The sequence below is a fragment of the Kitasatospora sp. NPDC054939 genome (assembly GCF_053610105.1).
In genome coordinates this window covers 79,064-103,364 of record NZ_JBSGXP010000001.1, presented here as the reverse complement: position 1 = coordinate 103,364, position 24,301 = coordinate 79,064, and the positions used below count along the sequence as shown (strand labels likewise).

14 protein-coding genes are annotated in these 24,301 nt (G+C 72.8%); 6 read left to right on the top strand and 8 right to left on the bottom strand.

Translation table 11 applies throughout. The features are described from left to right. The first annotated feature begins 198 nt into the window (after positions 1 to 198). Positions 199 to 1,884, top strand: coding sequence for an acyl-CoA mutase large subunit family protein (locus tag ACWGB8_RS00380; protein ID WP_452208701.1), 1,686 nt, complete (start codon positions 199 to 201; stop codon positions 1,882 to 1,884). A gap of 95 nt (positions 1,885 to 1,979) precedes the next feature. Here the strand turns inward: ACWGB8_RS00380 and ACWGB8_RS00375 are convergent, their stop codons facing one another. Next, entirely contained in the window at positions 1,980 to 2,552 is a 573-nt protein-coding gene (locus ACWGB8_RS00375; protein ID WP_452208830.1) for a TetR/AcrR family transcriptional regulator, read from the bottom strand. Positions 2,553 to 3,052: 500 nt separating this feature from the next. Between ACWGB8_RS00375 and ACWGB8_RS00370 the strand changes: the two genes are divergently transcribed. The 4 genes from ACWGB8_RS00370 (at position 3,053) to ACWGB8_RS00355 (ending at position 7,443) form a co-directional block, all read left to right on the top strand. Then, positions 3,053 to 4,054 (top strand): tetratricopeptide repeat protein, encoded by a 1,002-nt coding sequence (locus tag ACWGB8_RS00370; RefSeq protein ID WP_452208700.1) that lies wholly within the window; start codon positions 3,053 to 3,055, stop codon positions 4,052 to 4,054. 615 nt (positions 4,055 to 4,669) lie between these two features. Further along, on the top strand, positions 4,670 to 5,332 hold the full coding sequence (locus tag ACWGB8_RS00365) for a DUF6230 family protein (RefSeq protein WP_452208698.1): 663 nt from the start codon (positions 4,670 to 4,672) through the stop codon (positions 5,330 to 5,332). Between the two features lie 156 nt (positions 5,333 to 5,488). After that, on the top strand, positions 5,489 to 6,100 hold the full coding sequence (locus tag ACWGB8_RS00360) for a DUF6114 domain-containing protein (protein ID WP_452208696.1): 612 nt from the start codon (positions 5,489 to 5,491) through the stop codon (positions 6,098 to 6,100). Next, complete coding sequence (locus tag ACWGB8_RS00355) at positions 6,097 to 7,443, top strand: hypothetical protein (protein WP_452208694.1); 1,347 nt, start codon at positions 6,097 to 6,099, stop codon at positions 7,441 to 7,443. The genes ACWGB8_RS00360 and ACWGB8_RS00355 overlap by 4 nt, the downstream gene beginning before the upstream one ends. Before the next feature lie 69 nt (positions 7,444 to 7,512). Here ACWGB8_RS00355 and pyk read toward each other — a convergent pair whose 3' ends face one another. The 7 genes from pyk to ACWGB8_RS00320 form a co-directional block, all read right to left on the bottom strand. Continuing rightward, positions 7,513 to 8,937, bottom strand: a complete 1,425-nt coding sequence (pyk, locus tag ACWGB8_RS00350; RefSeq protein ID WP_452208692.1) for a pyruvate kinase — start codon at positions 8,935 to 8,937, stop codon at positions 7,513 to 7,515. A gap of 94 nt (positions 8,938 to 9,031) precedes the next feature. Further along, positions 9,032 to 10,246 (bottom strand): acetate kinase, encoded by a 1,215-nt coding sequence (locus ACWGB8_RS00345; RefSeq protein ID WP_452208691.1) that lies wholly within the window; start codon positions 10,244 to 10,246, stop codon positions 9,032 to 9,034. Beyond that, positions 10,239 to 12,383, bottom strand: a complete 2,145-nt coding sequence (gene pta, locus ACWGB8_RS00340; protein WP_452208690.1) for a phosphate acetyltransferase — start codon at positions 12,381 to 12,383, stop codon at positions 10,239 to 10,241. Before pta ends, ACWGB8_RS00345 begins: the two co-directional genes overlap by 8 nt. Before the next feature lie 202 nt (positions 12,384 to 12,585). Then, a complete protein-coding gene (glgB, locus tag ACWGB8_RS00335; RefSeq protein WP_452208688.1) occupies positions 12,586 to 15,006 on the bottom strand; it encodes a 1,4-alpha-glucan branching protein GlgB in 2,421 nt (806 codons plus the stop codon). A 95-nt stretch (positions 15,007 to 15,101) separates the two neighbouring features. Beyond that, positions 15,102 to 16,592, bottom strand: a complete 1,491-nt coding sequence (locus ACWGB8_RS00330) for a maltokinase N-terminal cap-like domain-containing protein (protein ID WP_452208686.1) — start codon at positions 16,590 to 16,592, stop codon at positions 15,102 to 15,104. 285 nt (positions 16,593 to 16,877) lie between these two features. Then, the gene (treS, locus tag ACWGB8_RS00325) at positions 16,878 to 18,602 is read right to left on the bottom strand and encodes a maltose alpha-D-glucosyltransferase (protein WP_452208685.1); all 1,725 of its coding nucleotides are present in this window, start codon (positions 18,600 to 18,602) and stop codon (positions 16,878 to 16,880) included. Then, on the bottom strand, positions 18,599 to 20,554 hold the full coding sequence (locus ACWGB8_RS00320) for an alpha-1,4-glucan--maltose-1-phosphate maltosyltransferase (protein WP_452208828.1): 1,956 nt from the start codon (positions 20,552 to 20,554) through the stop codon (positions 18,599 to 18,601). Before ACWGB8_RS00320 ends, treS begins: the two co-directional genes overlap by 4 nt. Positions 20,555 to 21,619: 1,065 nt before the next feature. On the opposite strand from ACWGB8_RS00320, the gene glgP reads away from it, so the two are divergent. Continuing rightward, on the top strand, positions 21,620 to 24,298 hold the full coding sequence (glgP, locus tag ACWGB8_RS00315) for an alpha-glucan family phosphorylase (protein ID WP_452208684.1): 2,679 nt from the start codon (positions 21,620 to 21,622) through the stop codon (positions 24,296 to 24,298). Positions 24,299 to 24,301 lie beyond the last annotated feature (3 nt).

Genomic DNA, 24,301 nt, shown 5'->3' with positions numbered 1-24,301 from the left:
GCGCTGCGGCGTTCCCGGGCCCGCCCGGTCCTCCGGTACGTCCCGGCCGACCCGCAACCCCGGTGGGGAACGCTCCGTTACCACAGGTGACTCGTGTCGCCGTCGACAAGTACTAGGACGTCCGAGTAAATTAGTAGGACGTCCTAATAGCTGTGCCGCCCCGAGCAGTGGCGGCCGTACGGAGCGGAGTTCGGGGCCATGGACGCCGAGGAGATCGAGCGCGGTCGGCAGCGCTGGCAGCAGCGGTACGACAGCGCCCGCACGCGGGACGCGGACTTCACCACCCTCTCCGGCGACACGGTCGAGCCGGTCTACGGCCCGCCCGCCGGGCAGCCGTACGAGGGCTTCGAGCGGATCGGCTGGCCCGGGGAGTACCCGTACACCCGCGGCCTGCACGCCACCGGCTACCGCGGGCGGACGTGGACCATCCGCCAGTTCGCCGGCTTCGGCAACGCGCAGCAGACCAACGAGCGCTACCGGATGATCCTGGAGGCGGGCGGCGGCGGCCTCTCGGTCGCCTTCGACATGCCCACCCTGATGGGCTACGACTCCGACGACCCGAAGTCGCTCGGCGAGGTCGGCCACTGCGGCGTCGCGATCGACTCGGCCGCCGACATGGAGGTGCTGTTCAAGGGCATCCCGCTCGGCGAGGTCACCACCTCGATGACGATCAGCGGCCCGGCCGTCCCGATCTTCTGCATGTACCTGGTCGCCGCCGAGCGCCAGGGCGTCGACCCGGCGGTGCTCAACGGCACCCTGCAGACCGACATCTTCAAGGAGTACATCGCCCAGAAGGAGTGGCTCTTCGCCCCCGAGCCGCACCTGCGCCTGATCGGCGACCTGATGGCGTACTGCGCCCAGGGCATCCCGGCGTACAAGCCGCTCTCGGTCTCCGGCTACCACATCCGCGAGGCCGGGGCGACGGCCGCGCAGGAGCTGGCGTACACCCTCGCCGACGGCTTCGCCTACGTCGAGCTGGGCCTCTCCCGCGGCCTGGACGTGGACGTCTTCGCGCCCGGCCTGTCGTTCTTCTTCGACGCGCACCTCGACTTCTTCGAGGAGATCGCCAAGTTCCGCGCCGCCCGCCGGATCTGGGCCCGCTGGATGCGCGACCGCTTCGGCGCCAAGACCGACAAGGCCCAGTGGCTGCGCTTCCACACCCAGACCGCCGGGGTGTCGCTGACCGCGCAGCAGCCGTACAACAACGTCGTCCGGACGGCGGTCGAGGCGCTCTCGGCCGTCCTCGGCGGCACCAACTCGCTGCACACCAACGCCCTGGACGAGACCCTGGCGCTGCCCTCCGAGCAGGCCGCCGAGATCGCCCTGCGCACCCAGCAGGTGCTGATGGAGGAGACCGGGGTCGCCAACGTGGCCGACCCGCTGGGCGGTTCCTGGTACGTCGAGGCGCTGACCGACCGGATCGAGCAGCAGGCCGAGGCGATCTTCCAGCGGATCCTCGACAAGGGCCGCGAGGACCACGAGATCGGCCCGATCACCTCCGGCATCCTGCGCGGCATCGAGGAGGGCTGGTTCACCGGCGAGATCGCCGAGGCCGCCTTCCAGTACCAGCAGGCGGTGGAGAAGGGCGAGAAGCGGGTCGTCGGCGTCAACTGCCACCCGCGCAGCGTCACCCCCGAGCTGGAGATCCTGCGGGTGAGCCACGAGGTCGAGCGCGAGCAGGTCCGGGAGCTGGCCGCGCGCAAGTCCGGCCGCGACGAGGCCGCCGTCCGGGCCGGTCTGGACGCCATGCTGGCGGCCGCCCGCTCGGGCGAGTCGATGATCCCGCCGATGCTGGACGCGGTGCGGGCCGAGGCCACCCTGGGCGAGATCTGCAACGCCCTGCGCGAGGAGTGGGGCACCTACCGGGAGTCCGCCGTCTTCTAGACCCTCCTGGACCCGACGCGCGGGCCGCGGGCCCGTACGGACACCGGACCGCCCCGTGGCGCTGCCGCGGGGCGGTCCGGCGCGTCCGGGGCCGCTCAGTGCTCGGCGGGGTCCTCGGAGAGGCTGGGGAAGGGCCCCAGCAGCAGCGTGGTGAAGCGGCGGGTCCAGTCCGGGGTGATCGGCTCGCCGCTGACCAGGATGCGGTGCTCGACGGTGCCGGCGATGGTGTCGAAGATGATGTCGACCTCCTCGCAGGCGGCGTCGCTGTCGCCGTCCGGCTGGAGTTCGCCGCGGGCCTGGGCCGAGGCCCGCCCCTGGCGCACCAGGTGCTTCTGCGGGTCGACGATCGACTCCCGGATGCGCCGGCGCAGCTGCGGGTCGCGGGTGCCCTCGGCGAACAGCGCGAGCAGCGCGGCCTGGGTCTCCGGGCGGGCCAGCAGGTCGGCGAACTGCCGCACCACGGCCTCGATGTCGGCCCGCAGGCTGCCGAGGTCGGGCATCACCAGCTCGTCGAAGAGGCTGGCGACGGCGTCGACGACGAGTTCGTTCTTGGACGGCCAGCGGCGGTACAGCGTGGTCTTGGCGACCTTGGCGCGGGTCGCGACGTGGCCCATGGTCAGCCCGCCCCAGCCGAGTTCGGCCAGGGTCTCGCGGGTGGCGTCCATGATGGCGCGGTCCGCGGCGGCACTGCGCGGACGGCCCTTGGCGCGGGCGGCGGTGGTCTCCGGCCCGGTGGCGCCGACCGGCTCGGCGGGGCTGTCCGGTGCGTCCGGGGTCGAGGGTGGCTGGGGGGCCGACACCGGGCCTCCTTGCGGTTTACCGGTTGGTAACTTGGGTGGGACCGGTAACGCTAGCGACTGGTCACCCCCGGGTCAGCGGGGGTGCGGGGGAAAGTGGGGCAGCTCACGTCCCCGAACGCCCGGGAGGGCTTGCGGCGGGGGGCCTCGGTCCAGTTACGCTACGACTCGTAGCGAAAGAAGCGACAACCGAACGCCGTGACCCCGTGGGACGGGGGCGGCGGGGCGCGGATGGGGATCCGCGCCGAACGGTCCAGGCTACCGGGGAGAGGGTTCGCCGACCGGCGGAAGCCGGCGCCGCACAGCCCGTGCGGTGCGACTTTCCCGGTGGTTGGTGCCCGACATCCGCGCGGACGGGGGAGGATGGTGCCATGCAGCCACGGAATTCGCGTCTCAACAGCTCCGCCCTGCGCGGTGCGGTCGACCTCGCCGCAGTCAAGGCAGCCGGTGAGGCTGCCCAGAAGGCCGAGCAGGCCAGGGCCGAGCGGGCCCGCCAGTCCGCCGCCGCGGAGGCCTCCGGGGCCGCCCCGGCCGGTGCCGGCTACGAGCTCGTCATCGACGTCACCGAGGACACCTTCGAGGCCGAGGTCGTCCAGCGCTCCACCGAAGTACCGGTGGTCATCGACTTCTGGGCCGAGTGGTGCGGTCCCTGCAAGCAGCTCAGCCCGATCCTGGAGCGCCTGGCCGAGGAGTACGCCGGCCGGATCGTCCTCGCCAAGATCGACGTCGAGGCCAACCAGCTGATCGCCCAGCAGTTCGGCATCCAGGGCATCCCGGCGGTCATGGCCGTGGTGGCCGGCCAGCTGGTGCCGCTGTTCCAGGGCGCCGAGAGCGAGGCCAACGTCCGCAAGGTGCTGGAGCAGCTGATCCTGGTCGCCGAGCAGCGCTTCGGCGTGGTCGGCACCGGAGTCGGCGGCGGCGCGGGCGAGCCCGGCGAGGCCGCCGCCCCGGCCCGTCCGGAGGACCCGGCGCTGGAGGCGGCGCACGAGGCGCTGGACCGCGGCGACCTCGGCGGTGCGGTCCAGGCGTACCGGGACGTGCTCGCCGAGCAGCCGGGCAACACCGAGGCGAAGCTCGGCCTGGCCCAGGCGGAGCTGCTGCACCGGGTGGAGGGGCTGGACCCGCAGGCCGTCCGGGCCGCCGCCGCGGCCGGTCCGAAGGACGTCGCGGCGCAACTGGACGCCGCCGACCTGGACCTGGTGGGCGGTCACGTCGAGGACGCCTTCGGGCGCCTGGTGGACACCGTCGGCCGGACCTTCGGCGAGGACCGCGACACCGCGCGTCTGCGCCTGCTGGAGCTGTTCGAGGTCATCGGCCCGGAGGACCCGCGGGTGACCGCGGCCCGTTCGGCGCTGGCCCGGGTGCTCTTCTGACGGAGCGCTCCGCCGTGCCGCCGCGGCACGGTGCGTGACCTGCGGTGTCCCTGGTGATTTGGCGACATTACGGGCGCGCCGCGCGAGGTTTACCAAATCTTGACAACACCCGTGGACGGTCACCCTTGGTGGCCGTCCACGGGTGTTTCGTTTCTGTTTCCGGAGGATTTCTCCGCCACGAAACCTCCATTTCGTCACTCAGGGTGATCGAATTCCGGATTCCATGATCGTTACTGTCCGCAGTTGGATTACCCGTCAGTAATGAACCCCTTGTGCTTCGCCCGGGATTCGAGCAGCATCGGCACGCCCGGTCCCCACACTCCAACTCCCGGCAGCCGGTCGGCGAGAACGAGACAGGGGATCCCCACCGGGCAGCCGCCGACCCCGGTCGGCGGCAAGAGGGCAGGGGGGTACCCGCGGTCCCACGGCGGTTCCTGTCCTTCGTACGGCCGCGCTCCCCGCGCGGTCGCCTGGTTGTCGCTCGGGGGGATCGCGCCGTCACGACGGCGCTCTCCGCTACCGAGGACGTAGCTCTCTCCCATCCCAGGCCCCCACGCCGGTGCGGGACGCACCGGAACGGGAGCCGGAGATGTACGTCCCAGAAGGAGGACACGCATGTCCCAGACCCACGGCAAGACCCGCTGGAAGCGCTTCGGCCTGGTGATGGTCCCGAGCCTCGCGGCCACCGCCGCGATCGGTGTCGGCCTGGCCAACAACGCGCTCGCGGCGTCGTTCAGCGTCTCCGGCCAGCAGTTCAAGGTCACCGCCCAGGAGCTGCACGGCGAGAAGTTCGCGCAGTTCGGCTCGATCGACGCCGAGGTCAACGGCACGCCGCACCCGGTCGCCGTCTCGGCCTTCGACAAGGCGACCATCAAGGGCATGTGCCAGTCGCTGGTCACCGACCCGAACGTGCTCCCGCTGCCGTTCAAGCTGCCGAAGATCACGCTGCGCCTGGAGGCCGGCCACAGCGAGGACGTCAAGAAGCAGGTCTCCGCCGAGAACCTGCTGATCGACCTCGACTCGCTGAGCGCCGACGCCGAGTTCAAGAACATCAACATCGGCCAGGACGCCTCGACGCTCAAGAACAAGGCCCTGGAGGGCTGGAAGTCCAAGCTCGGCGGCGGCCTGCCGGCCGGCTCGGTCGGCTTCGCCCAGGCGGCCGACGAGGCCCACCTGTACGGCGTCAAGCAGACCGCGTGGGCGACCTCCGCCGGCACCTTCAAGCTCCAGGGCCTGAAGCTCAACCTGCACACCGACGGTGGGCACGAGTGCTACTAGGCCGTTGAGCGGCTGAGCCGCTGATCCGGCGCCGGGCCCCGAGGGGGCCGGCGCCGGGACGGCACCCGGGGGGCCGGGAGCGGTGAGTGTGCGCACCGCTCCCGGCCCTCCCCATCCCGTTTCCACCCTCGTTTCACACCATCGAGGAGCTGCATCGTGTCCAGCGCCTTTGCCGAGTACCGGCCCGCCGAGCACGAGAACCCCGCCCAGTGGCTGCGTCGGGTGTTCCGTACGTTCCGCCGGACGCGGCCGTTCTACGGCGGCCTGCTGGCGATGTTCGCCGCCTTTCCGATCATGTACTTCCCGTACGCCAAGCTGTCGTTGAACGGCATGACCGTCACCATGGCGACCACCGCCGGTGCCGGATCGCTGATCATCGGCGTGCTGCTGGTGGTGCTCGGTCTGACCGCCTGGTTCCAGCCGGTCGTACGGGTCTTCGCGGGGGTCGCCACCACGCTGCTGACCCTGGTCTCGATCCCGGTCTCCAATCTGTCCGGCTTCGGCATGTCGCTGCTGCCCGGTCTGATCGGCGGCGGCCTGATGATGGCCTGGGCGCCGTCGCCCCCGCGGGAGGACGCAGAGGAGGCGGCCCCGGCCGCGTCCGGTCCGCAGCAGGACGAGGTGCCCACCGCCGTCCTCGCCGCCGTGCCCGAGCAGGCCGCGGCCCCGGCGGAGCACCCGGCCGGCGAGGCGCTTGACGCCCCGGCCCCGGCGGTCGCCGAGGGCGGTATCCCGCAGCAGAGCGGCGACCCGAAGGAGGTCCGGTGACCGAGCAGGAATCGCCGAGGCTGCCGGAGCAGCGCTCCGGCCGGCACGCGGCGCCCCGCACCCCGGTGCGGATCCGGCTGCGCGGCCGGGCGCTGGCGATGGCCGCCGTCCCCACCGCCCTGCTGATGGCCGCGACCTACGCGCCGACCACGGCCGCCGCGGACCCGGCCGACAAGCCGTGCGCCACCGCGCCGGACGCCCCGCCGCAGGTGGCGGAGACGCCGGTGCCCAAGAGCGAGCTGACCCCGCCGGCGCCGTCCACCGCCCCGACCCAGGCCCCGTCGGCGCAGCCGACCACCGCGCTCACCACCGCCCCGACCCAGGCCCCCTCGGTGCCCGCGCAGCCGACCACGGCGGCCCCCGGCACCGGGCCGAGCGCCGTCCCGACCACCGCACCGGTGGCGCGTTCGGCGGGCAGCACGGGCTCCGTGCTGCGGACCGGGATCATCGACGACATCGTCGGCGGCATCGTCGACGGTGTCACCGACCTGGTCCACCCGGGGAGTTCGTCGACCGCGGCGGCCACCGCCGCCCCGCAGCCGACCACCGCGCCGCCGGCCGCGGGCCCGAGCCAGGCTCCCGCGGCGCCCGCCGCCGGGGCCCGGGCCGCCGCCCCGACGGCCGATCCGGGGGCCGGGCAGCCCGCGCCGACCACCCCGGCCGCGTCGCCGAGCCCGAAGGCGTCCACGAAGCCGGCGGCCAGGCCCACGGCGCCCGTGAAGCCGTCCGCCAAGTCCTCGTCGTCCGCGAAGCCGGGCACCCCGGCGCCGTCGGGTTCGCCGAGTGCCGACCCGAACTGCCCGGTGGACATCAGCGGTCTGCGGGCGGCCGGGAGGCCGGACAACCCGATCCTGGTCCCGGACCAGAACTGGACCCTGCAGACCACCCGGCTCGCGCTGGACAACTCCCGCTTCCACGGCGTGGTCGACGTGAAGACGCCGACCGGCACCAAGCGGGTGCTCAAGTTCGTGGTCGACAACGTCGAGATCGACAACCTCGACATGTCCACCCTGGAGGGCAACGGCAAGACCTTCCACGTGAAGGGCGCGCCGGGCTCGACCTCCACCATGCGCAGCGGCCCGGTCACCATGTACGTCGAGCGGCTCTCCGGCCACCTGTCGAAGGTGATCGGCCTGCCCGTGCCGATCGACCTGGGCGAGATCACCCTCACCCCGGACACCCTCCCGCAGTGGCTGTACGACCTGATCGGTACCTTCCCGATCCCGCTGGACCTGGAGCTGACCGGCGTCACCGCCGTGCAGGCCGGCCAGTTCGGCGGCACGCTGAAGATCCCCGGGATGAAGATGTACAACGACGACATCCCGTACGTCGGCAACAAGTGACCGCAACGCCCGTGGGGCGGCCCCTCCACTGCGGAGGAGCCGCCCCACGGGCGTCGCTGCGGCCGGAGGTCAGTCCCGGCTGCCCAGGTGGTGGACCTGGACCATGTTGGTGTTGCCGGGGATGCCGGGCGGGGAGCCGGCGGTGACCACGACGGTGTCGCCTTCGTTCAGCTCGCCGATGCGGAGCAGCTCGCGGTCGACCTGGGCGACCATCTCGTCGGTCGAGCCGACCTGCTCGGTCACGTAGGCCTCGACGCCCCAGCTCAGCGAGAGCTGGCTGCGGGTGGCGGTGTCCGGGGTGAAGGCGATGACCGGGATGGGCGAGCGGTAGCGCGACAGGCGGCGGGCGGTGTCACCGGACTTGGTGAACGCGACCAGCGCCTTGCCGTTCAGGAAGTCGCCCAGCTCGCAGGCGGCGCGGGCGATCGAGCCGCCCTGGGTGCGCGGCTTGCGGCCCGGGTTGAGCGGCTGGAGGCCCTGCGAGAGCAGCTCCTCCTCGGCCTTCTCGGCGATCCGGCTCATGGTGCGCACGGTCTCGACCGGGTACTTGCCGACGCTGGACTCGGCGGACAGCATGACCGCGTCGGTGCCGTCGAGGATGGCGTTGGCGACGTCGGAGACCTCGGCGCGGGTCGGGCGCGAGGCGTGGATCATCGACTCCATCATCTGGGTGGCGACGATGACCGGCTTGGCGTTGCGGCGCGCGAGCGTGATGAGCTGCTTCTGCACCAGCGGCACCCGCTCCAGCGGGTACTCGACGGCCAGGTCGCCGCGGGCGACCATGATGCCGTCGAACGCGAGGACGATCTCCTCCATGGCCTCGACGGCCTGGGGCTTCTCGATCTTGGCGATGACCGGCACCCGGATGCCGACCTCGTCCATGACCTTGTGGACGTCGTCGATGTCGGCCGCGTTGCGGACGAAGGAGAGCGCGACCAGGTCGACGCCGAGCCGCAGCGCGAAGCGCAGGTCGTCCTTGTCCTTCTCGGAGAGCGCGGGCACGTTGACGGCCGCGCCGGGCAGGTTGATGCCCTTGTTGTTCGAGAGCACGCCGCCCTCGACGACCACGGTCTTCACCCGCGGGCCGTCGACGCTGACGACCTCCAGGGCGATGACGCCGTCGTTGATCAGGACCGGGTCGCCGGGCTTCACGTCGCCGGGCAGGCCCTTGTAGGTGGTACCGCAGATGTGCTGGTCACCGGGGACGTCCTCGGTGGTGATGGTGAACTCGTCGCCGTTGTCGACGGTCACCGGGCCGTTGGCGAAGGTCGCCAGACGGATCTTGGGGCCCTGGAGGTCGGCAAGGACGCCGATGGCCTTGCCGGTCTCCGCGGAGACCTGGCGGACCTTGCGGTACCGCTCCTCGTGCTCCGCGTGGGAGCCGTGGCTCATGTTGAGACGGGCGACGTTCATGCCCGCCTCGACGATGGCCTTCAGCTGTTCGTAGGAGTCCGTCGCCGGACCCAGGGTGCAGACAATTTTCGCTCGGCGCATATGGATCAGTCTATCCGTTCGTGTTATGGCTGCATTTGGCGTGAAAGGTGAGGTATCGCCAACGAAGCATTCCGAGGGATGGGACGAAACCGTGTCAGTCCGCGGACAAGCGGTGCACCAGCGCGAACGACTGCTGGGCGATCTCCAGCTCCTCGTCGGTGGGCACCACGGCGACCGCGACCCGGGCGTAGGGCGGGGAGACGACCCGGGCCGCACCGGAGCGCACCGAGTTCAGCTCGGGGTCGACCGCGATGCCCAGCTCGCCCAGCCCGGCGGTGGCCGCCTCGCGGACCTGCGGGGCGTTCTCGCCCACCCCGGCGGTGAAGGCGATCGCGTCGACCCGGCCGAGCACCGCGCAGTACGCGCCGATGTACTTGCGCAGCCGGTGGACGTACGTGCGGAAGGCCAGCGCGGCGTCGGCGTCGCCCTCCTCGGCGCGGCGCAGCACCTCGCGCATGTCGTTGTCCCCGCACAGGCCCAGCAGTCCGCTGCGGCGGTTGAGCAGGTCGTCGATCTCGTCGATCGACAGGCCGCCGACCCGGTGCAGGTGGAAGACCGCGCCCGCGTCGATGTCACCCGAACGAGTGCCCATGACCAGGCCCTCCAGCGGGGTGAGGCCCATCGAGGTGTCGACGCAGACGCCGCCGGCCACCGCCGAGGCGGAGCCGCCGTTGCCCAGGTGCAGCACGATCACGTTGACCTCGGCCGGGTCGCGGCCGAGCAGCCGGGCGGTGGCCCGCGAGACGTACTGGTGCGAGGTGCCGTGGAAGCCGTAGCGGCGCACCCGGTGCTCGTCGGCGACCGCCCTGTCGATCGCGTACCGGGCCGCGTGCTCGGGCATCGTGGCGTGGAAGGCGGTGTCGAAGACGGCGACCTGCGGCAGGTCGGGGCGCAGGGCGCGGGCCACCTCGATGCCGGTGATGTTCGCCGGGTTGTGCAGCGGGGCGACCGGGATCAGCCGGCGGATCTCGGCGAGCACCTCGTCGGTGACGACGGTCGGCGCGGTGAACCGCTGCCCGCCGTGCACCACCCGGTGGCCGACGGCGACCAGCTCGGGGGAGTCCAGGCCGAGGCCGTCGGCGGCGAGCTCCCCGGCGACGGCCTTCAGCGCGGCGCCGTGGTCGGGGAAGACCTCCAGCGCCTCGCGCCGCTCCCCGGTGCGCGGGGTGTGCAGCAGCCGGCCGTTGGCCTCGCCGATCCGCTCGACCAGTCCGGAGGCCAGTCGGGAGCCGTCCAGCATCTCGATCAGCTGGTACTTCACCGACGAGGAGCCGGCGTTGAGGACGAGGACGCGGGTACCTTCACTCATGGCCGAGGCGCTCCTGGGACTGGATCGCGGTGATCGCGACGGTGTTGACGATGTCCTGCACCAGCGCTCCGCGCGACAGGTCGTTGACCGGCTTGCGCAGGCCCTGGAGCACCGGCCCGACCGCGACCGCGCCGGCCGAGCGCTGGACCGCCTTGTAGGTGTTGTTGCCGGTGTTGAGGTCCGGGAAGACCAGCACGGTGGCCCGGCCGGCGACCGGCGAGCCGGGCAGCTTGGTGGCCGCGACCCGGGCGTCCACCGCGGCGTCGTACTGGATGGGGCCCTCCACCAGGATGTCCGGGCGCAGCTCGCGCACCAGCTCGGTGGCCTTGCGGACCTTGTCGACGTCCGCGCCGGAGCCGGAGGTGCCGGTGGAGTACGACAGCATGGCGACCCGCGGCTCGACGCCGAACTGGGCGGCGGTGGCGGCGGCCTGGATGGCGATGTCGGCCAGCTGCTGGGCGTCCGGGTCGGGGTTGACCGCGCAGTCGCCGTAGACCAGCACCCGGTCGGCCAGGCACATGAAGAAGACCGAGGAGACGATCGCGGCGCCCGGCGAGGTCTTGATCACCTCGAAGGCGGGGCGGATGGTGGCGGCGGTGGAGTGCACGGCGCCGGAGACCATGCCGTCGGCGATGCCCTCCTGCACCATCAGGGTGCCGAAGTAGCTGACGTCGGTGACCACGTCCATGGCCCGCTCGACGGTCATGCCCTTGTGGGCGCGCAGCTGTGCGTACAGCTCGGCGAACTGCTCGCGCAGCGGGCTGGTGGCCGGGTCGACGATCCGCAGCCGTGCGCGGTCGGCGGCCGGTTCGCCCCCGTCCGGGCTGCCGGCTGGCGGCAGGGTGATGCCCAGGCCGGCGGCCCGGCGGCGGACGGCCTCGGCCTCGCCGAGCAGGGTGAGGTCGCAGATGTTGCGGCGCAGCAGGATCTCGGCGGCGCGCAGCACCCGTTCCTCGGTGCCCTCCGGCAGGACGACGTGCCGGCGGGCGGCGCGGGCCCGCTCCAGCAGCTCGTGCTCGAACATCATCGGGGTGACCCGGCCGGACCGGCTGAGTTCGATGCGGTTGGTCAACTCGACGGTGTCGACGTGGAGTTCGAAGAGGCCGAGGGCGATCTCGGCCTTCCGCGGGCTGGCCGCGGTCAGCTTGCCCTCCAGGTGGGTGAGGGCGGCGGCGGTGAGCCAGCTGCCCTCGGGGACGACCGCGACGGGCGTGCCGGGGGCGAGCCGGGCGGCGAGCGCCATGACGTTGGGGCCGGGGTGCTGGCCGAGGGTGAGCAGCACCCCGGCGATCGGCGGGGATCCGGCGGCGTGCGCGGCGAGGGCGCCGATCACCAGGTCGGCGCGGTCCCCGGGGGTGACCACCAGGGCGCCCTCGGTCAGCGCGGTGAGGAAGGTGGGCAGCATGGCGCCGCCGAAGACGAAGCCGCGGACGTCCCGGGCGAGCCCGGCCGCGTCGCCGATCAGCACCTCGGCGCCGGTGGCCTCGACCAACTGGGCGACGGTGGGCGCGGCGAGCGCCGGCTCCTCGGGGATGACGTACGCGGGGACGGGCAGCTTCTCGGTCAGGGTGCGCTGGATGCGCTGCTTGCTGCCGGGGGCCACCCGGTTGGCGATCATGGCGAGGGCGGTGCAGCCGAGGTCGGTGTACGCGCGGTGGGCGTTGCGGACCTCGGCGACGACGGCCTGCGGGTCCTCGTCGTGCCCGCCGACCACAGGCAGTACGACGGCGCCGAACTCGTTGGCGAGCCGGGCGTTGAAGGCCAGTTCGTCGGGGATGCTGGTGTCGGCGAAGTCGGTGCCGAGCACCAGGACGGCCTGGCAGCGGCGCTCCAGCCGGCGGAAGCGGTCGACCAGGGCGGAGACCAGCTCGTCCTGCCCCTGGGCGGCCTGCAGTGCGGCGGCCTCCTCGTAGCTGAGCCCGTACATCTCGTCGGTCGGCAGGTCGAGCCGGTACCGGTTGCGCAGCAGCTCCACGACGTGGTCGGAGCCGGCCTCGCCGGGGGCGTCCGCGTGCACCAGGGGCCGGAACACCCCGACCCGGTCCACCTGGCGGGTCAGCAGCTCCATGACCCCGAGTTCGACGGCCTGCCGCCCGTCCCCCCGGTCGATCCCGGTCACGTACACACTGCGCGCCACGCGGATCTCTCCGTCCAGTCATCTCAGCAGATGGTCATCTCGACCATACATTCGGACCTGGACTGTCCGCTTGTGACCGCCCAGGCCCCCGGCCCCGCCCCGCCCGGGTCGCCCCGGGCCGCCCCGGGAGACGCCGGGGCCCGGGCGCCGGTATCGGCGCCCGGGCCGCAGAGGTCCCGCGGTGGTGGTGGTGCGGTTCCGGTCAGGCGGGGCGGAGCCAGAGGGTGGCGAGCGGGGGCAGGACGAGTTCGGCGCTGCGCGGCTGGCCGTCCCACGCGACCGGCTCGGCCTTCACCGGGTGCGAGTTGCCGATGCCGCTGCCGCCGTACTCCTCGGCGTCGGTGTTGAGGGCCTCCTCCCACAGCTGGTCGCGGCCGGGCAGGGCGGGCAGGCCGACGCGGTGGCCGTGGCGGACGACGGGGGAGAAGTTGCAGACGGCGACCAGCGGGGTGCCGTCGGCGGCGTACCGGACGAAGGAGAGCAGGTTGTCCTCGGCGGCGCCGCCGTCGAGCCAGCGGAAGCCGTCCGGGGTGCTGTCCTGCTCCCACAGCGCGGGGGTGTCGAGGTAGCGCCGGTTGAGGTCGCGGACGAGGCGGCGCGCCCCGCGGTGGTCGGCGTGGGCCGGCCACTGCTCGTCGAGCACCCACCACTGCGGGCCGTGCTCGTGGTCCCACTCCGCGCCCTGGGCGAACTCCTGTCCCATGAAGAGCAGTTGCTTACCGGGGTGGGACCACATGAAGCCGAGGTAGGCGCGGTGGTTGGCGCGCTGCTGCCACCAGTCGCCGGGCATCTTGGAGACCAGGGCCTGCTTGCCGTGGACGACCTCGTCGTGCGAGATCGGCAGGACGTAGTTCTCGGAGTAGGCGTACACCATCGAGAAGGTGATCTCGTTGTGGTGGTACTTGCGGTGCACCGGCTCCTTGGACATGTAGACCAGCGAGTCGTGCATCCAGCCCATGTTCCACTTGAGGCCGAAGCCGAGGCCGCCGCTGTCGGTGGGCCGGGTGACGCCGTCCCAGGCGGTGGACTCCTCGGCGATCGTGACCACCCCGGGGCAGCGGCGGTAGACCGTGGCGTTCATCTCCTGGAGGAAGGCGGCCGCGTCGAGGTTCTCCCGGCCGCCGAACCGGTTGGGCGTCCAGGCGCCGCCCTCGCGGGAGTAGTCGAGGTAGAGCATCGAGGCGACCGCGTCGACCCGCAGGCCGTCGATGTGGAACTCCTCGCACCAGTACACCGCGTTGGCGACCAGGAAGTTGCGGACCTCGGTGCGGCCGTAGTCGAACTCCAGGGTGCCCCAGTCGGGGTGCTCGGCGCGCAGCGGGTCGGCCGGCTCGTACAGCGGCTCGCCGTCGAAGCGGGCGAGCGCGAAGCCGTCCTTGGGGAAGTGCGCGGGCACCCAGTCGACGATCACGCCGATGCCGTGCCGGTGCAGGGTGTCGACGAGGTACCGGAAGTCGTCGGGCGTGCCGAGCCGGGCGGTGGGCGCGTAGAAGCCGGAGACCTGGTAGCCCCAGGAGCCGCCGAAGGGGTGCTCCATGACCGGCATGAACTCCACGTGGGTGAAGTTCAGCTCCGCCAGGTAGCCCGGCAGGACCTCGGCGATCTCCCGGTACGAGGTGAGGTCGGGCCGCCAGGAGGGCAGGTGCAGCTCGTACACCGACATCGGGGCCCGGTGGTGCGGGGCGCTGCGGGCGCGCCGGGCCATCCACGCGTCGTCCTCCCACGCGTACGCGGACGAGGTGACCACGGAGGCGGTGCCGGGCGGGCACTGGGTGGCGCGGGCGAGCGGGTCGGCCTTGTCGAGCACCCAGCCCTGCCGGGTGTGGATCTCGTACTTGTAGTGGGTGCCCTCGGCGAGGCCGGGGACGAACAGCTCCCAGACGCCCGAGGAGCCCAGCGAGCGCATGGGGTGGCCGGTGCCGTCCCAGTGGTTGAAGTCGCCGATCAGCCGGACCCCGACGGCGTTGGGGGCCCAGACGGCGAAGGCGGTGCCGGCGACGCCGTCGACGGTGCGCACGTGCGAGCCGAGCGCCCGCCAGAGCTGCTCGTGGCGGCCCTCGGAGATCAGGTGCAGGTCGAGGTCGCCGAGGGTGGGCGCGGTTCGGTAGCCGTCGTGCTGGGCGATCGGCTCGCCGCCCGGGTAGCTGACCAGCAGCCGGTAGTCGGGCGCCTCGCGGCCGGCCAGCAGACCGGTGAAGAGGCCGCCCTGCTGGTGGGTGAGTTCGGCGGGGCCGTGCGCGGTCTCCACGACGACCCGCTCGGCGAACGGGCGCAGCACCCGGATCGCGGTGCCGCCGTTGACGGGGTGCGCGCCGAGCAGGGCGTGCGGGTCGTGGTGCTGCCCGGAGACCAGCCGGTCGACCTCGGCGGGCGGCAGCGGCGCCTCGGGCAGCCGCAGCAGGCCGGTCGGCACGGGTTCCGGCGCCGCGGGGGCGGCGGCCGGTTCGGCGGCACCGGGCGCGGCGGGCGCGGCCGGTGCGGCGGCGGGCCGTGCGGCGGTCGCGGGCGGTCGCGACCCGGCCCGCCGGGCCCCCCCGGGCTCGCGCCCACGGGAGTCCGTGCCCGCCAGGAAGGTGGCGGGCACACTGCGGGTGGTGCGGCCGGGCGGATCGAGCGGGGTCACGGCGGGGTCCTCCTGGGGGATGGGCTGTCCGTCGGGCTGGCTGGGGCGGGGGCGCTCTGGGCCGGGGCCGGCGAGCGCGCGGCGGGCGCGGGGCGTCAGACGGTGAGCGCGAGGCGGTTGATCGCGGCGAGCGGGATCGGCAGCCAGCTCGGCCGGTGCCGGGCCTCGTACACGACCTCGTACACGGCCTTGTCGATCTCCAGCGCGCGCATCAGTTCGGGCGAGGCGGCCGGGTCGGTACCGCCGCCGGCGGTGTAGCCGGCGCAGTAGGCGGTGCGGTTGCGCTGCGCCCAGGCCGCGGCGAGGTGGGCGAGTTCGGGGTCGGGCGGGCCGCCGGCGAGCAGGTGGGCGGCGGCGTAGTCGAAGGAGCGCAGCATCGCGGCGACGTCGCGCAGGGCGGTCTGCGGTTCGCGGCGCTCGGCGACGGACTTGGCGGGCTCGCCCTCGAAGTCGAGCAGCACCCAGCCGTGCGGGGTGCGCATGGCCTGGCCGAGGTGCAGGTCCCCGTGGATGCGCTGGACCGGCATGCCGTCGGGGTGGGCGTCGGCGAGCTGCTGGAAGGCGCTGCGCAGCGCGGCGCGGTAGCGCAGCAGCCCGGGAACGGCGGCGACCGCGCTGTCCAGCCGGTCGGCCATCGCGGTGGCCAGCTGCCGGGTCTGGGTGCGGTCGAGCCGGGCGACCGGCATCGAGCGGGCCAGCACCCGGTGGACCTCGGCGGTGGCCCGGCCGAGCCGGTGCGCCTCGATGGCGAAGTTGCCGGGGGACGGGTCCCCCTTGAGCCGGCCGACCTGGTCGAGGGCGAGCTCCCAGCCGTCCTCGGCCTCCGGCAGGTAGCGCTGAAGCAGCCCGAGGGTGGCGGGCTCGGCGCGCTCCAGGCGGCTCTCGAACCAGGCGGCGACCCGGGGGATGCGGGTGGAGCCGGCCCGGGAGAGCGCGAGGGAGAGTTCGAGGTCGGGGTTGGTGCCGGGGTGGATGCGGCGGAACAGCTTGAGGATGAAGGAGGTGCCGTAGATGACCGAGCTGTTGGACTGCTCGGCGGTGGAGGCGCGGCCGGGCAGGTTGGCGGGCAGCCCGGGGCCGGGGGTGCGGCGGAAGGAGAGCGAGCCGAAGCGGTCGCCGGTGGCGAGGTGCTCCAGCAGCCGCCCCATCAGCTCGGGGTCGTGCACGGCGTCGTAGAGCACCGCGCCGTCGTACGGGCCCTGGCTGAGCCGGCCGAGGACGGCGCCGGGCTCGATGCCGCCGGGCTGTTCGGAGCGGGTGCCCAGGAGCAGTTGGTAGAGGTCGCCGTGCGGGGCGCCGGTGGTGGCGGCGTGCTCGACGCGCAGCAGCAGGTGGAGCAGGGAGGGGTCGCCGACCTGGAGCGGGGTGCCGACCAGGGGGGTGAGGCCGGTGATGGCGCGCCCCTTCCCGGCGTACCAGCGCTGGGTCGGGAGCCACTCGGCGATCAGCGGCAGGGCCGCCTGGACGAGTTCGCTGACCCCCAGGGCGGTTCTCCGGACCCCGGTGCCCCGGGTGCCCACCGGTCCGGCGGTGCCGGTGGGGGCGTCACGGTGCACATGGGCTTGAGAACGGGAGGTTTCGGACATGACTCCCTTTCCCCGGAAGCGGGCGGACGCCCGACGGGTCTGGCCGGGTCCGTCAGTCTTCCGGATTTCGGCGGCGCGGCGGCGACGGCACGCGAGCGGTGCTCAGGTGTCACGCCATAGTGTGGGTGGCCGTTGGGCTGTTCTCCGTACCCGCGGTGCGGCGGCGGTACGGCGGTGGCAAGCGGTTGTGCAGAGACCTCCGAGGGCGCGGGGAGGGTGTGCGCGCCCCCGGAGGTACGGGTGGTGCCCGGGCCGGCGGTGGCCGGCGGTTCCTCTGGCGGATCGTTACTTCGAGCGCCTGGTCCCGCTCAGCCGCGGAGGCCGGCGGAGCTGGAACCAGTAGAAGCCGTGGCCGGCGAGGGTGAGCAGGTACGGCCACTCCCCGATCGACGGGAAGCGCACCCCGCCGATCAGCTCGACCGGGTACCGGCCCCCGTACTGCCGCAGGTCCAGTTCGGTCGGCTGCGCGAACCGCGAGAAGTTGTTCACGCACATGACCAGGTCGCCCTCGTACTCGCGCACGAAGGCCAGGACCGCGGGGTTGCTGGAGGGCAGTTCGGTGTAGGTGCCCAGGCCGAACGCCGGGTTGAGCTTGCGGATCTCGATCATGCGGCGCGTCCAGTGCAGCAGCGAACTCGAACTGCTCTGCTGCGCCTCGACGTTGGTCACCTGATAGCCGTACACCGGGTCCATGATGGGCGGCAGACTGAGCCTGCCCGGGTCGGCGGAGGAGAAACCCGCGTTGCGGTCCGGGGTCCACTGCATGGGGGTGCGGACGCCGTCCCGGTCGCCGAGCCAGATGTTGTCGCCCATGCCGATCTCGTCCCCGTAGTAGAGGACGGGGGAGCCGGGCAGGGAGAGCAGCAGGGCGGTGAAGAGCTCGATCTGGTTGCGGTCGTTCTCCAGCAGCGGGGCGAGCCGGCGCCGGATGCCCACGTTGGCGCGCATCCGCGGGTCCTTGGCGTACTCCGCGTACATGTAGTCGCGCTCCTCGTCGGTGACCATCTCCAGGGTCAGCTCGTCGTGGTTGCGCAGGAAGATGCCCCACTGGCAGCCGTGCGGGATCTTCGGGGTCTTGGCGAGGATCTCAGAGACCGGGTAGCGGGACTCCCGGCGCACGGCCATGAAGATGCGCGGCATCACCGGGAAGTGGAACGCCATGTGGCACTCGTCGCCGCCGGAGGCGAAGTCGCCGAAGTAGTCGACGACGTCCTCCGGCCACTGGTTGGCCTCGGCGAGCAGCACGGTGTCCGGGTAGTCGGCGTCGATCTCCTTGCGGACCCGCTGGAGGAACTCGTGGGTCTCCGGGAGGTTCTCGCAGTTGGTGCCCTCGCGGGCGAACAGGTACGGCACCGCGTCCAGCCGGAAGCCGTCGATGCCGAGGTCCAGCCAGAACCGCAGCCCGGCGACCATCTCGTCCTGGACCCGCGGGTTGTCGTAGTTGAGGTCGGGCTGGTGGGAGAAGAACCGGTGCCAGTAGTACTGCTTGCGCACCGGGTCGTAGGTCCAGTTCGAGGTCTCGGTGTCGACGAAGATGATCCGGGCGTCGGGGTACTGCTTGTCGTCGTCGGCCCACATGTAGAAGTCGCCGTAGGGGCCGTCCGGGTCCTCGCGGGAGGCCTGGAACCACGGGTGCTGGTCGCTGGTGTGGTTCATGACGAAGTCGATGATCACGCGCATGCCCCGGGCGTGCGCGGCGTCCACGAACTCCATGAAGTCGGCGAGGTCGCCGAACTCCGGCAGCACCGACTTGTAGTCGGCCACGTCGTAGCCGCCGTCGCGCAGCGGCGAGGCGAAGAACGGCGGCAGCCAGAGGCAGTCGACCCCGAGCCACTGCAGGTAGTCGAGCTTGGACGTGAGCCCCTTGAGGTCCCCGACACCGTCGCCGTTGCTGTCCTGGAAGGACCGCACCAGCACCTCGTAGAAGACCGCACGTTTGAACCACTCGGGGTCCAGGTTCTTCTTCGAGGTCTCGGGGAAGGTGTCGTGGACGGGCTCGTTGACTGTCACGCTGGGTTCCTCCGAACCGTGAGGAGGTGAGCCGGCTCGGCTGAGGGATCGAGCCGGACGTAGTTGTGCCGGCCCCAGGTGTAGGCGGCGCCGGTGAGCTCGTCGTGGACCGTGAACGGCCCGTCGCCGTCGAGGGTGACGGTGGCCTCCTGCACGTGGTGCGGGTCCAGGTTCACCACGGTGATCACGTGGTCGGTGAGGCCGTCGGGCGTGGTGGCGGTCTTGGAGTAGGCGAGTACCTGGTCGTTGTCGGTGGGGTGGAAGGTGAGGCCGCGCAGCTGCTGGAGCGAGGGGTGGCGCCGGCGGAGCCGGTTCAGCACGGTCAGCAGCGGGGCGAGGGTGTCGGTACGGGTCCAGTCGCGCGGGCGCAGCTCGTACTTCTCCGAGTGCAGGTACTCCTCCGAGCCCGGGTGGGCCGGCTCGTTCTCGTACAGCTCGTAGCCGGCGTAGACGCCGTAGCTGGGGGAGAGGGTGGCGGCCAGGACGGCGCGGACCGCGAAGGCGCGGGGGCCGCCGTCCTGGAGGTACGCGTGCAGGATGTCCGGCGTGTTGGCGAAGAAGTTGGGCCGCATGTAGGCGGCGGCGTCACCGCTGAGCTCGGTGAGGTAGTCGGTGAGTTCCTGCTTGGTGGTGCGCCAGGTGAAGTACGTGTACGACTGGTGGAATCCGATCTTCCCGAGGGTGTGCATCATCGCGGGGCGGGTGAACGCCTCGGCCAGGAAGACCACGTCGGGGTCGGTGCGGGCGATGTCGGCGAGGACCTTCTCCCAGAACACGACGGGCTTGGTGTGCGGGTTGTCGACCCGGAAGATCCGCACCCCGTGGGACATCCAGAACCGCAGGATCCTGATGGTTTCCTTGACGATTCCGTCGAGATCCTGATCGAAGTTGACGGGATAGATGTCCTGGTACTTCTTCGGCGGGTTCTCGGCATAGGCGATCGTGCCGTCCGCGCGGTGGCTGAACCACTCGGGGTGCTTGTTCACCCACGGGTGGTCGGGGGAGCACTGCAGCGCGAAGTCCAGCGCCACCTCCAGGTGCAGCGAGGCGGCCTCGGCGACGAAGTGGTCGAAGTCCTCGATCGTGCCGAGGTCCGGGTGGACGGCGTCGTGGCCGCCCTCCGGCGAGCCGATCGCCCACGGCGAGCCGACGTCGTGCGGACCGGCCGTCAGGGTGTTGTCCGGACCCTTGCGGAAGGCTCGCCCGATCGGGTGGACCGGCGGCAGGTACACCACGTCGAAGCCCATCGCGGCCACCGCGGGGAGCCGCTCGGCGGCCGTCCGCAGGGTGCCCGACACCGGCGGCTGGACGCCCGCCGGATCGACCACCGCGCCCTCCGAGCGCGGGAAGAACTCGTACCAGGAGCCGTACAGCGCCCGTTCGCGGTCCACCTGGAGCGGCAGCGGGCGGGAGGCCGAGACCAGCTCGCGCAGCGGGTAGCGGGCCAGCAGGTCCAGCACCTCGGGGGCGAGCGCGGCGGCCAGCCGGGACAGCGGCGGCAGACCGGTGTCGCGCAGCGCGTCCACCGCGGCCAGCACGTGCGCCCGGCCCTCCTTCTTCGGCACGCCGTTGGCCGCGCGCTCCAGCAGCTGGGCGCCCTCCTCCAGCACCAGCGCGGTGTCGATCCCCGCGGGCAGCTTCACCGCGGCGACCTTCCGCCAGGTGGCGACCGGGTCGCTCCACGCCTCCACCAGGTACGACCAGCGGCCGGGCGCGGTCGGGGTGACCTGCGCGCCCCAGCGGTCGGTGCCGGGCGCGAGTTCGCGCATCGGGGTCCACGGGCCGCTGCGCCCGCGCGGGTCGCGCAGCACGACGTTGGCGTTCACCGCGTCGTGCCCCTCGCGGAACACGGTGGCGGTGACCGTGAAGGTCTCGCCGACCACGGCCTTGGCGGGGCGGCGGCCGGAGTCCACCAGCGGGTGAACGTCCAGGACGGGGATGCGGCCGATCACGGTGTCGCTCTCTGTCGTCTTGCGGGCGGCGGTCTTGCGGGCGGCTGTTTTGCGCGGGGCGGCGGTCTTGCGCGGGGCGGCGGTCGTGCGGGCGGTGCCGCGCGGGGCGGCGGTGGCGGCCGGGGCCGTCCGGTCGGCGGGGCCGCCCGCCGCGGTGGCGGCGCCGGCCCGGGCGGACGCGGTGGTGGCGGTCGTCCGGCGCGTGGTGGTGCGTCCGGCCGGTGCCGCCGGCCCGTGCTCCGCGGCCCCGGGTTGTCGGGCCGCTGCGGGCTGCTCCGTATGCTTCGCCCCGGCGGACCGGGGGGCCGGCATCGCCGCGTCTGTCCGAGTGTCAGAATCCATCCGTCCGGCGGATTCCGCGACCGCTGCGCCGAGGCTGTCGGCCGACGGTGTGGAGGGGTCCCGCGTGTCGCCGTGCATGTCAAACTCCTGCCCGAGATCGGCGGCAGCTCCCGCCGGCCGGCCGGGCCTGGGGGGAGTACCGGGAGGACTGCTGGGTGGGGAGGACGCGCGACCGGAGCCTGCCCACGCCGCCGTACCCGGCAACCTGCCCGACGCCCGGCGAGACTGCGCCGGGGCTCCCGGGAACCCGCGCGCGTCCCGGCGCACGCCTCCCGGGGCGTGCCCCCGGGCGACCCAACCCACCCGTGAACGAGCAGGCCGAGCCCGAGGACACGCACCGGTCCGGAGCGGACGCCGAATGGGCTAAGGAGGATGACGGTCGATCAACGCGAAAAGGATTCGGACGTGCTGCTTCACGGGGGGCGCCACCCGTCGCCGCACACCCCACAGCATCAACGACCTCGGACCATGGTTGCACCGAGGCTCGGGATTGTGCAGCGGTACGACAGTAGTTTCGGGGCCGGCCGCGTGTGGATCCAATGGCAGAAATCGAGCTGTTCCGCAGAGTTCACAAAAGTGGAGCGCGCAGCCCGATAAAGTGCGCCTCGCGCGCCCCCCGTGCAGCCCAATGCGCCGAATGCGATCTCATCAATAGGCCGAACGGAGGCGCAATAGCCCACTTGACGCACCATCGCGCCGCCCGCCCGGTCTACGCTTCACGCCGTGAAGGCAATCCGCAGATTCACCGTCCGCACCGTCCTGCCCGAACAACTCCAGCCGCTGCACGAGCTGGCCCTCAACCTGCGCTGGTCCTGGCACCCCGAGACCAGGGACCTCTTCCGGTCCGTGGACCCGGACGTGTGGGCCGCGACCGGCGAGGACCCGGTGCGGCTGCTCGGGGAGGTCCCGGCCGCCCGGCTCGCCGCGCTGGCGGGGGACCGGCGGTTCCTGCGCAGACTCGGCGACCTCGCCGACGACCTGCGCGAGTACCTGGCCGGCCCGCGCTGGTACCAGGGCGCCGCACCGGCCGGCGCGGGCCCGCTGCCCGCCGCCGTCGCCTACTTCTCGCCCGAGTACGGCATCGCCGCCGCGCTGCCCCAGTACTCCGGCGGCCTCGGCATCCTCGCCGGCGACCACCTCAAGGCCGCCAGCGACCTCGGCGTCCCGATCATCGGCGTCGGGCTCTTCTACCGGCACGGCTACTTCCGCCAGTCGCTCGGCCGGGACGGCTGGCAGCAGGAGCGCTACCCCCTGCTCGACCCCGACGAACTCGCCGTCAGCCTGCTCCGCGAGCACGACGGCACCCCCTGCCGCGTCGACCTCGCCCTGCCCGCCGGACGGACCCTGGCCGCGCACATCTGGAAGGCCCAGGTCGGCCGCGTCCCCCTGCTGCTCCTCGACTCCGACATCGAGGCCAACTCGCCCGCCGAGCGCGACGTCACCGACCGCCTCTACGGCGGCGGCAGCGAGCACCGGCTGCTCCAGGAGATGCTGCTCGGCATCGGCGGCGTCCGCGCCGTGCGCACCTACTGCCGGCTCACCGGCCACCCCGACCCCGAGGTCTTCCACACCAACGAGGGCCACGCCGGCTTCCTCGGCGTCGAGCGGATCCGCGAACTCGCCGCCGGCGACGGCCTGGACTTCGCCGCCGCCCTGGAGTCCGTCCGGGCCGGCACCCTCTTCACCACCCACACGCCCGTCCCGGCCGGCATCGACCGCTTCGACCGCGACCTGGTCGCCCGGCACTTCGCCGGGGACGCCGCCCTGGCCGGCGTCCCGGTCGGCGAGGTGCTCGCGCTCGGCGCCGAGACCTGGCGCGGTGGCGACCCCAAGCTGTTCAACATGGCCGCCATGGGCCTGCGGCTCGCCCAGCGCGCCAACGGCGTCTCCACCCTGCACGGCGCGGTCAGCCGGGCCATGTTCAACGGCCTCTGGCCGGGCTTCGACGCCTCCGAGGTCCCGATCACCTCCGTCACCAACGGCGTCCACGCCGCCACCTGGATCGACCCGGCCGTCGTCCGCCTCGGCGCCGCCGAACTCGGCGCCGAGCGCGCCGAGGAGGCCATGACCATCGGCGAGGCCAAGCGCTGGACCGGCCTGGAGCGGATCGGCGGCAAGGAGATCTGGGAACTGCGCCGCACCCTGCGCGCCCAGCTCGTCGACGAGGCCCGCCGCCGGGTGCGCACCTCCTGGCGCCAGCGCGGCGCCGGCGACGCCGAACTCGGCTGGGTCGACTCCGTGCTCGACCCCGACGTGCTCACCATCGGCTTCGCCCGCCGGGTGCCGTCCTACAAGCGGCTCACCCTGATGCTGCGCGACCCGCAGCGGCTGCGCGCCCTGCTGCTGCACCCCACCCGCCCGGTGCAGATCGTGGTCGCCGGCAAGGCCCACCCGGCCGACGACGGCGGCAAGCGGCTCATCCAGCAGATGGTCGCGTTCGCCGACGACCCGGCCGTCCGGCACCGGATCGTCTTCCTGCCGGACTACGACATGGCGATGGCCCAGCACCTCTACCCGGGCTGCGACGTCTGGCTGAACAACCCGCTGCGCCCACTGGAGGCCTGCGGCACCTCCGGGATGAAGGCCGCGCTCAACGGCTGCCTCAACCTGTCCGTCCTCGACGGCTGGTGGGAGGAGTGGTACGACGGCCAGAACGGCTGGGCGATCCCCACCGCCGACGGCTCCGGCCCCGGGGTGCTCGACCCGGAGAGCGCCGAGGCCGACCGCCGCGACGACATCGAGGCCGCCGCGCTGTACGACCTGATCGAGCACCAGGTGGCCGCCCGCTTCTACGACCGGGCCGGCGACGGGCTGCCGCACCGCTGGATCGCCATGGTCCGGCACACCCTGGTCACCCTCGGCCCCAAGGTGCTGGCCGGCCGGATGGTCCGCGAGTACGTCGAGCGGCTGTACGCCCCGGCGGCGCGCGCCCAGCGCGAGCTGGCCCAGCCGCTGCCGGGCGGGGCGCCGCACGGCGGGGCGCGCGAGCTGGCGGTCTGGAAGGCCCGGGTGCGCGAGGGCTGGCCCTCCGTCCGGGTGGAGCACGTCGAGGCGGAGAGCCCGGACGAGGCCCAGGAGCTGGGCTCCACGCTGGCGCTGCGGGTGCAGGTCGCGCTCGGCGCCCTGGAGCCGGGCGACGTGGAGGTGCAGGTGGTGTCCGGGAAGGTCGACGAGTCGGACCGGATCTCGGACGCCGCGGTGCTCGCGCTCAAGCCGGTCGGCGGGCCCGACCTGGACGGGCGCAGCCGCTACGAGGGCTCGCTGGAGCTCTGCCGGACCGGCCCGTTCGGCTACACCGTCCGGGTGCTGCCCGCGCATCCGCTGCTCGCCTCCCCGGCCGAGCTGGGGCTGGTCGCGCTGCCGGCCGAGTCGGTGGGGATGGACGCCGGGCTGCTGCGCTGAGCG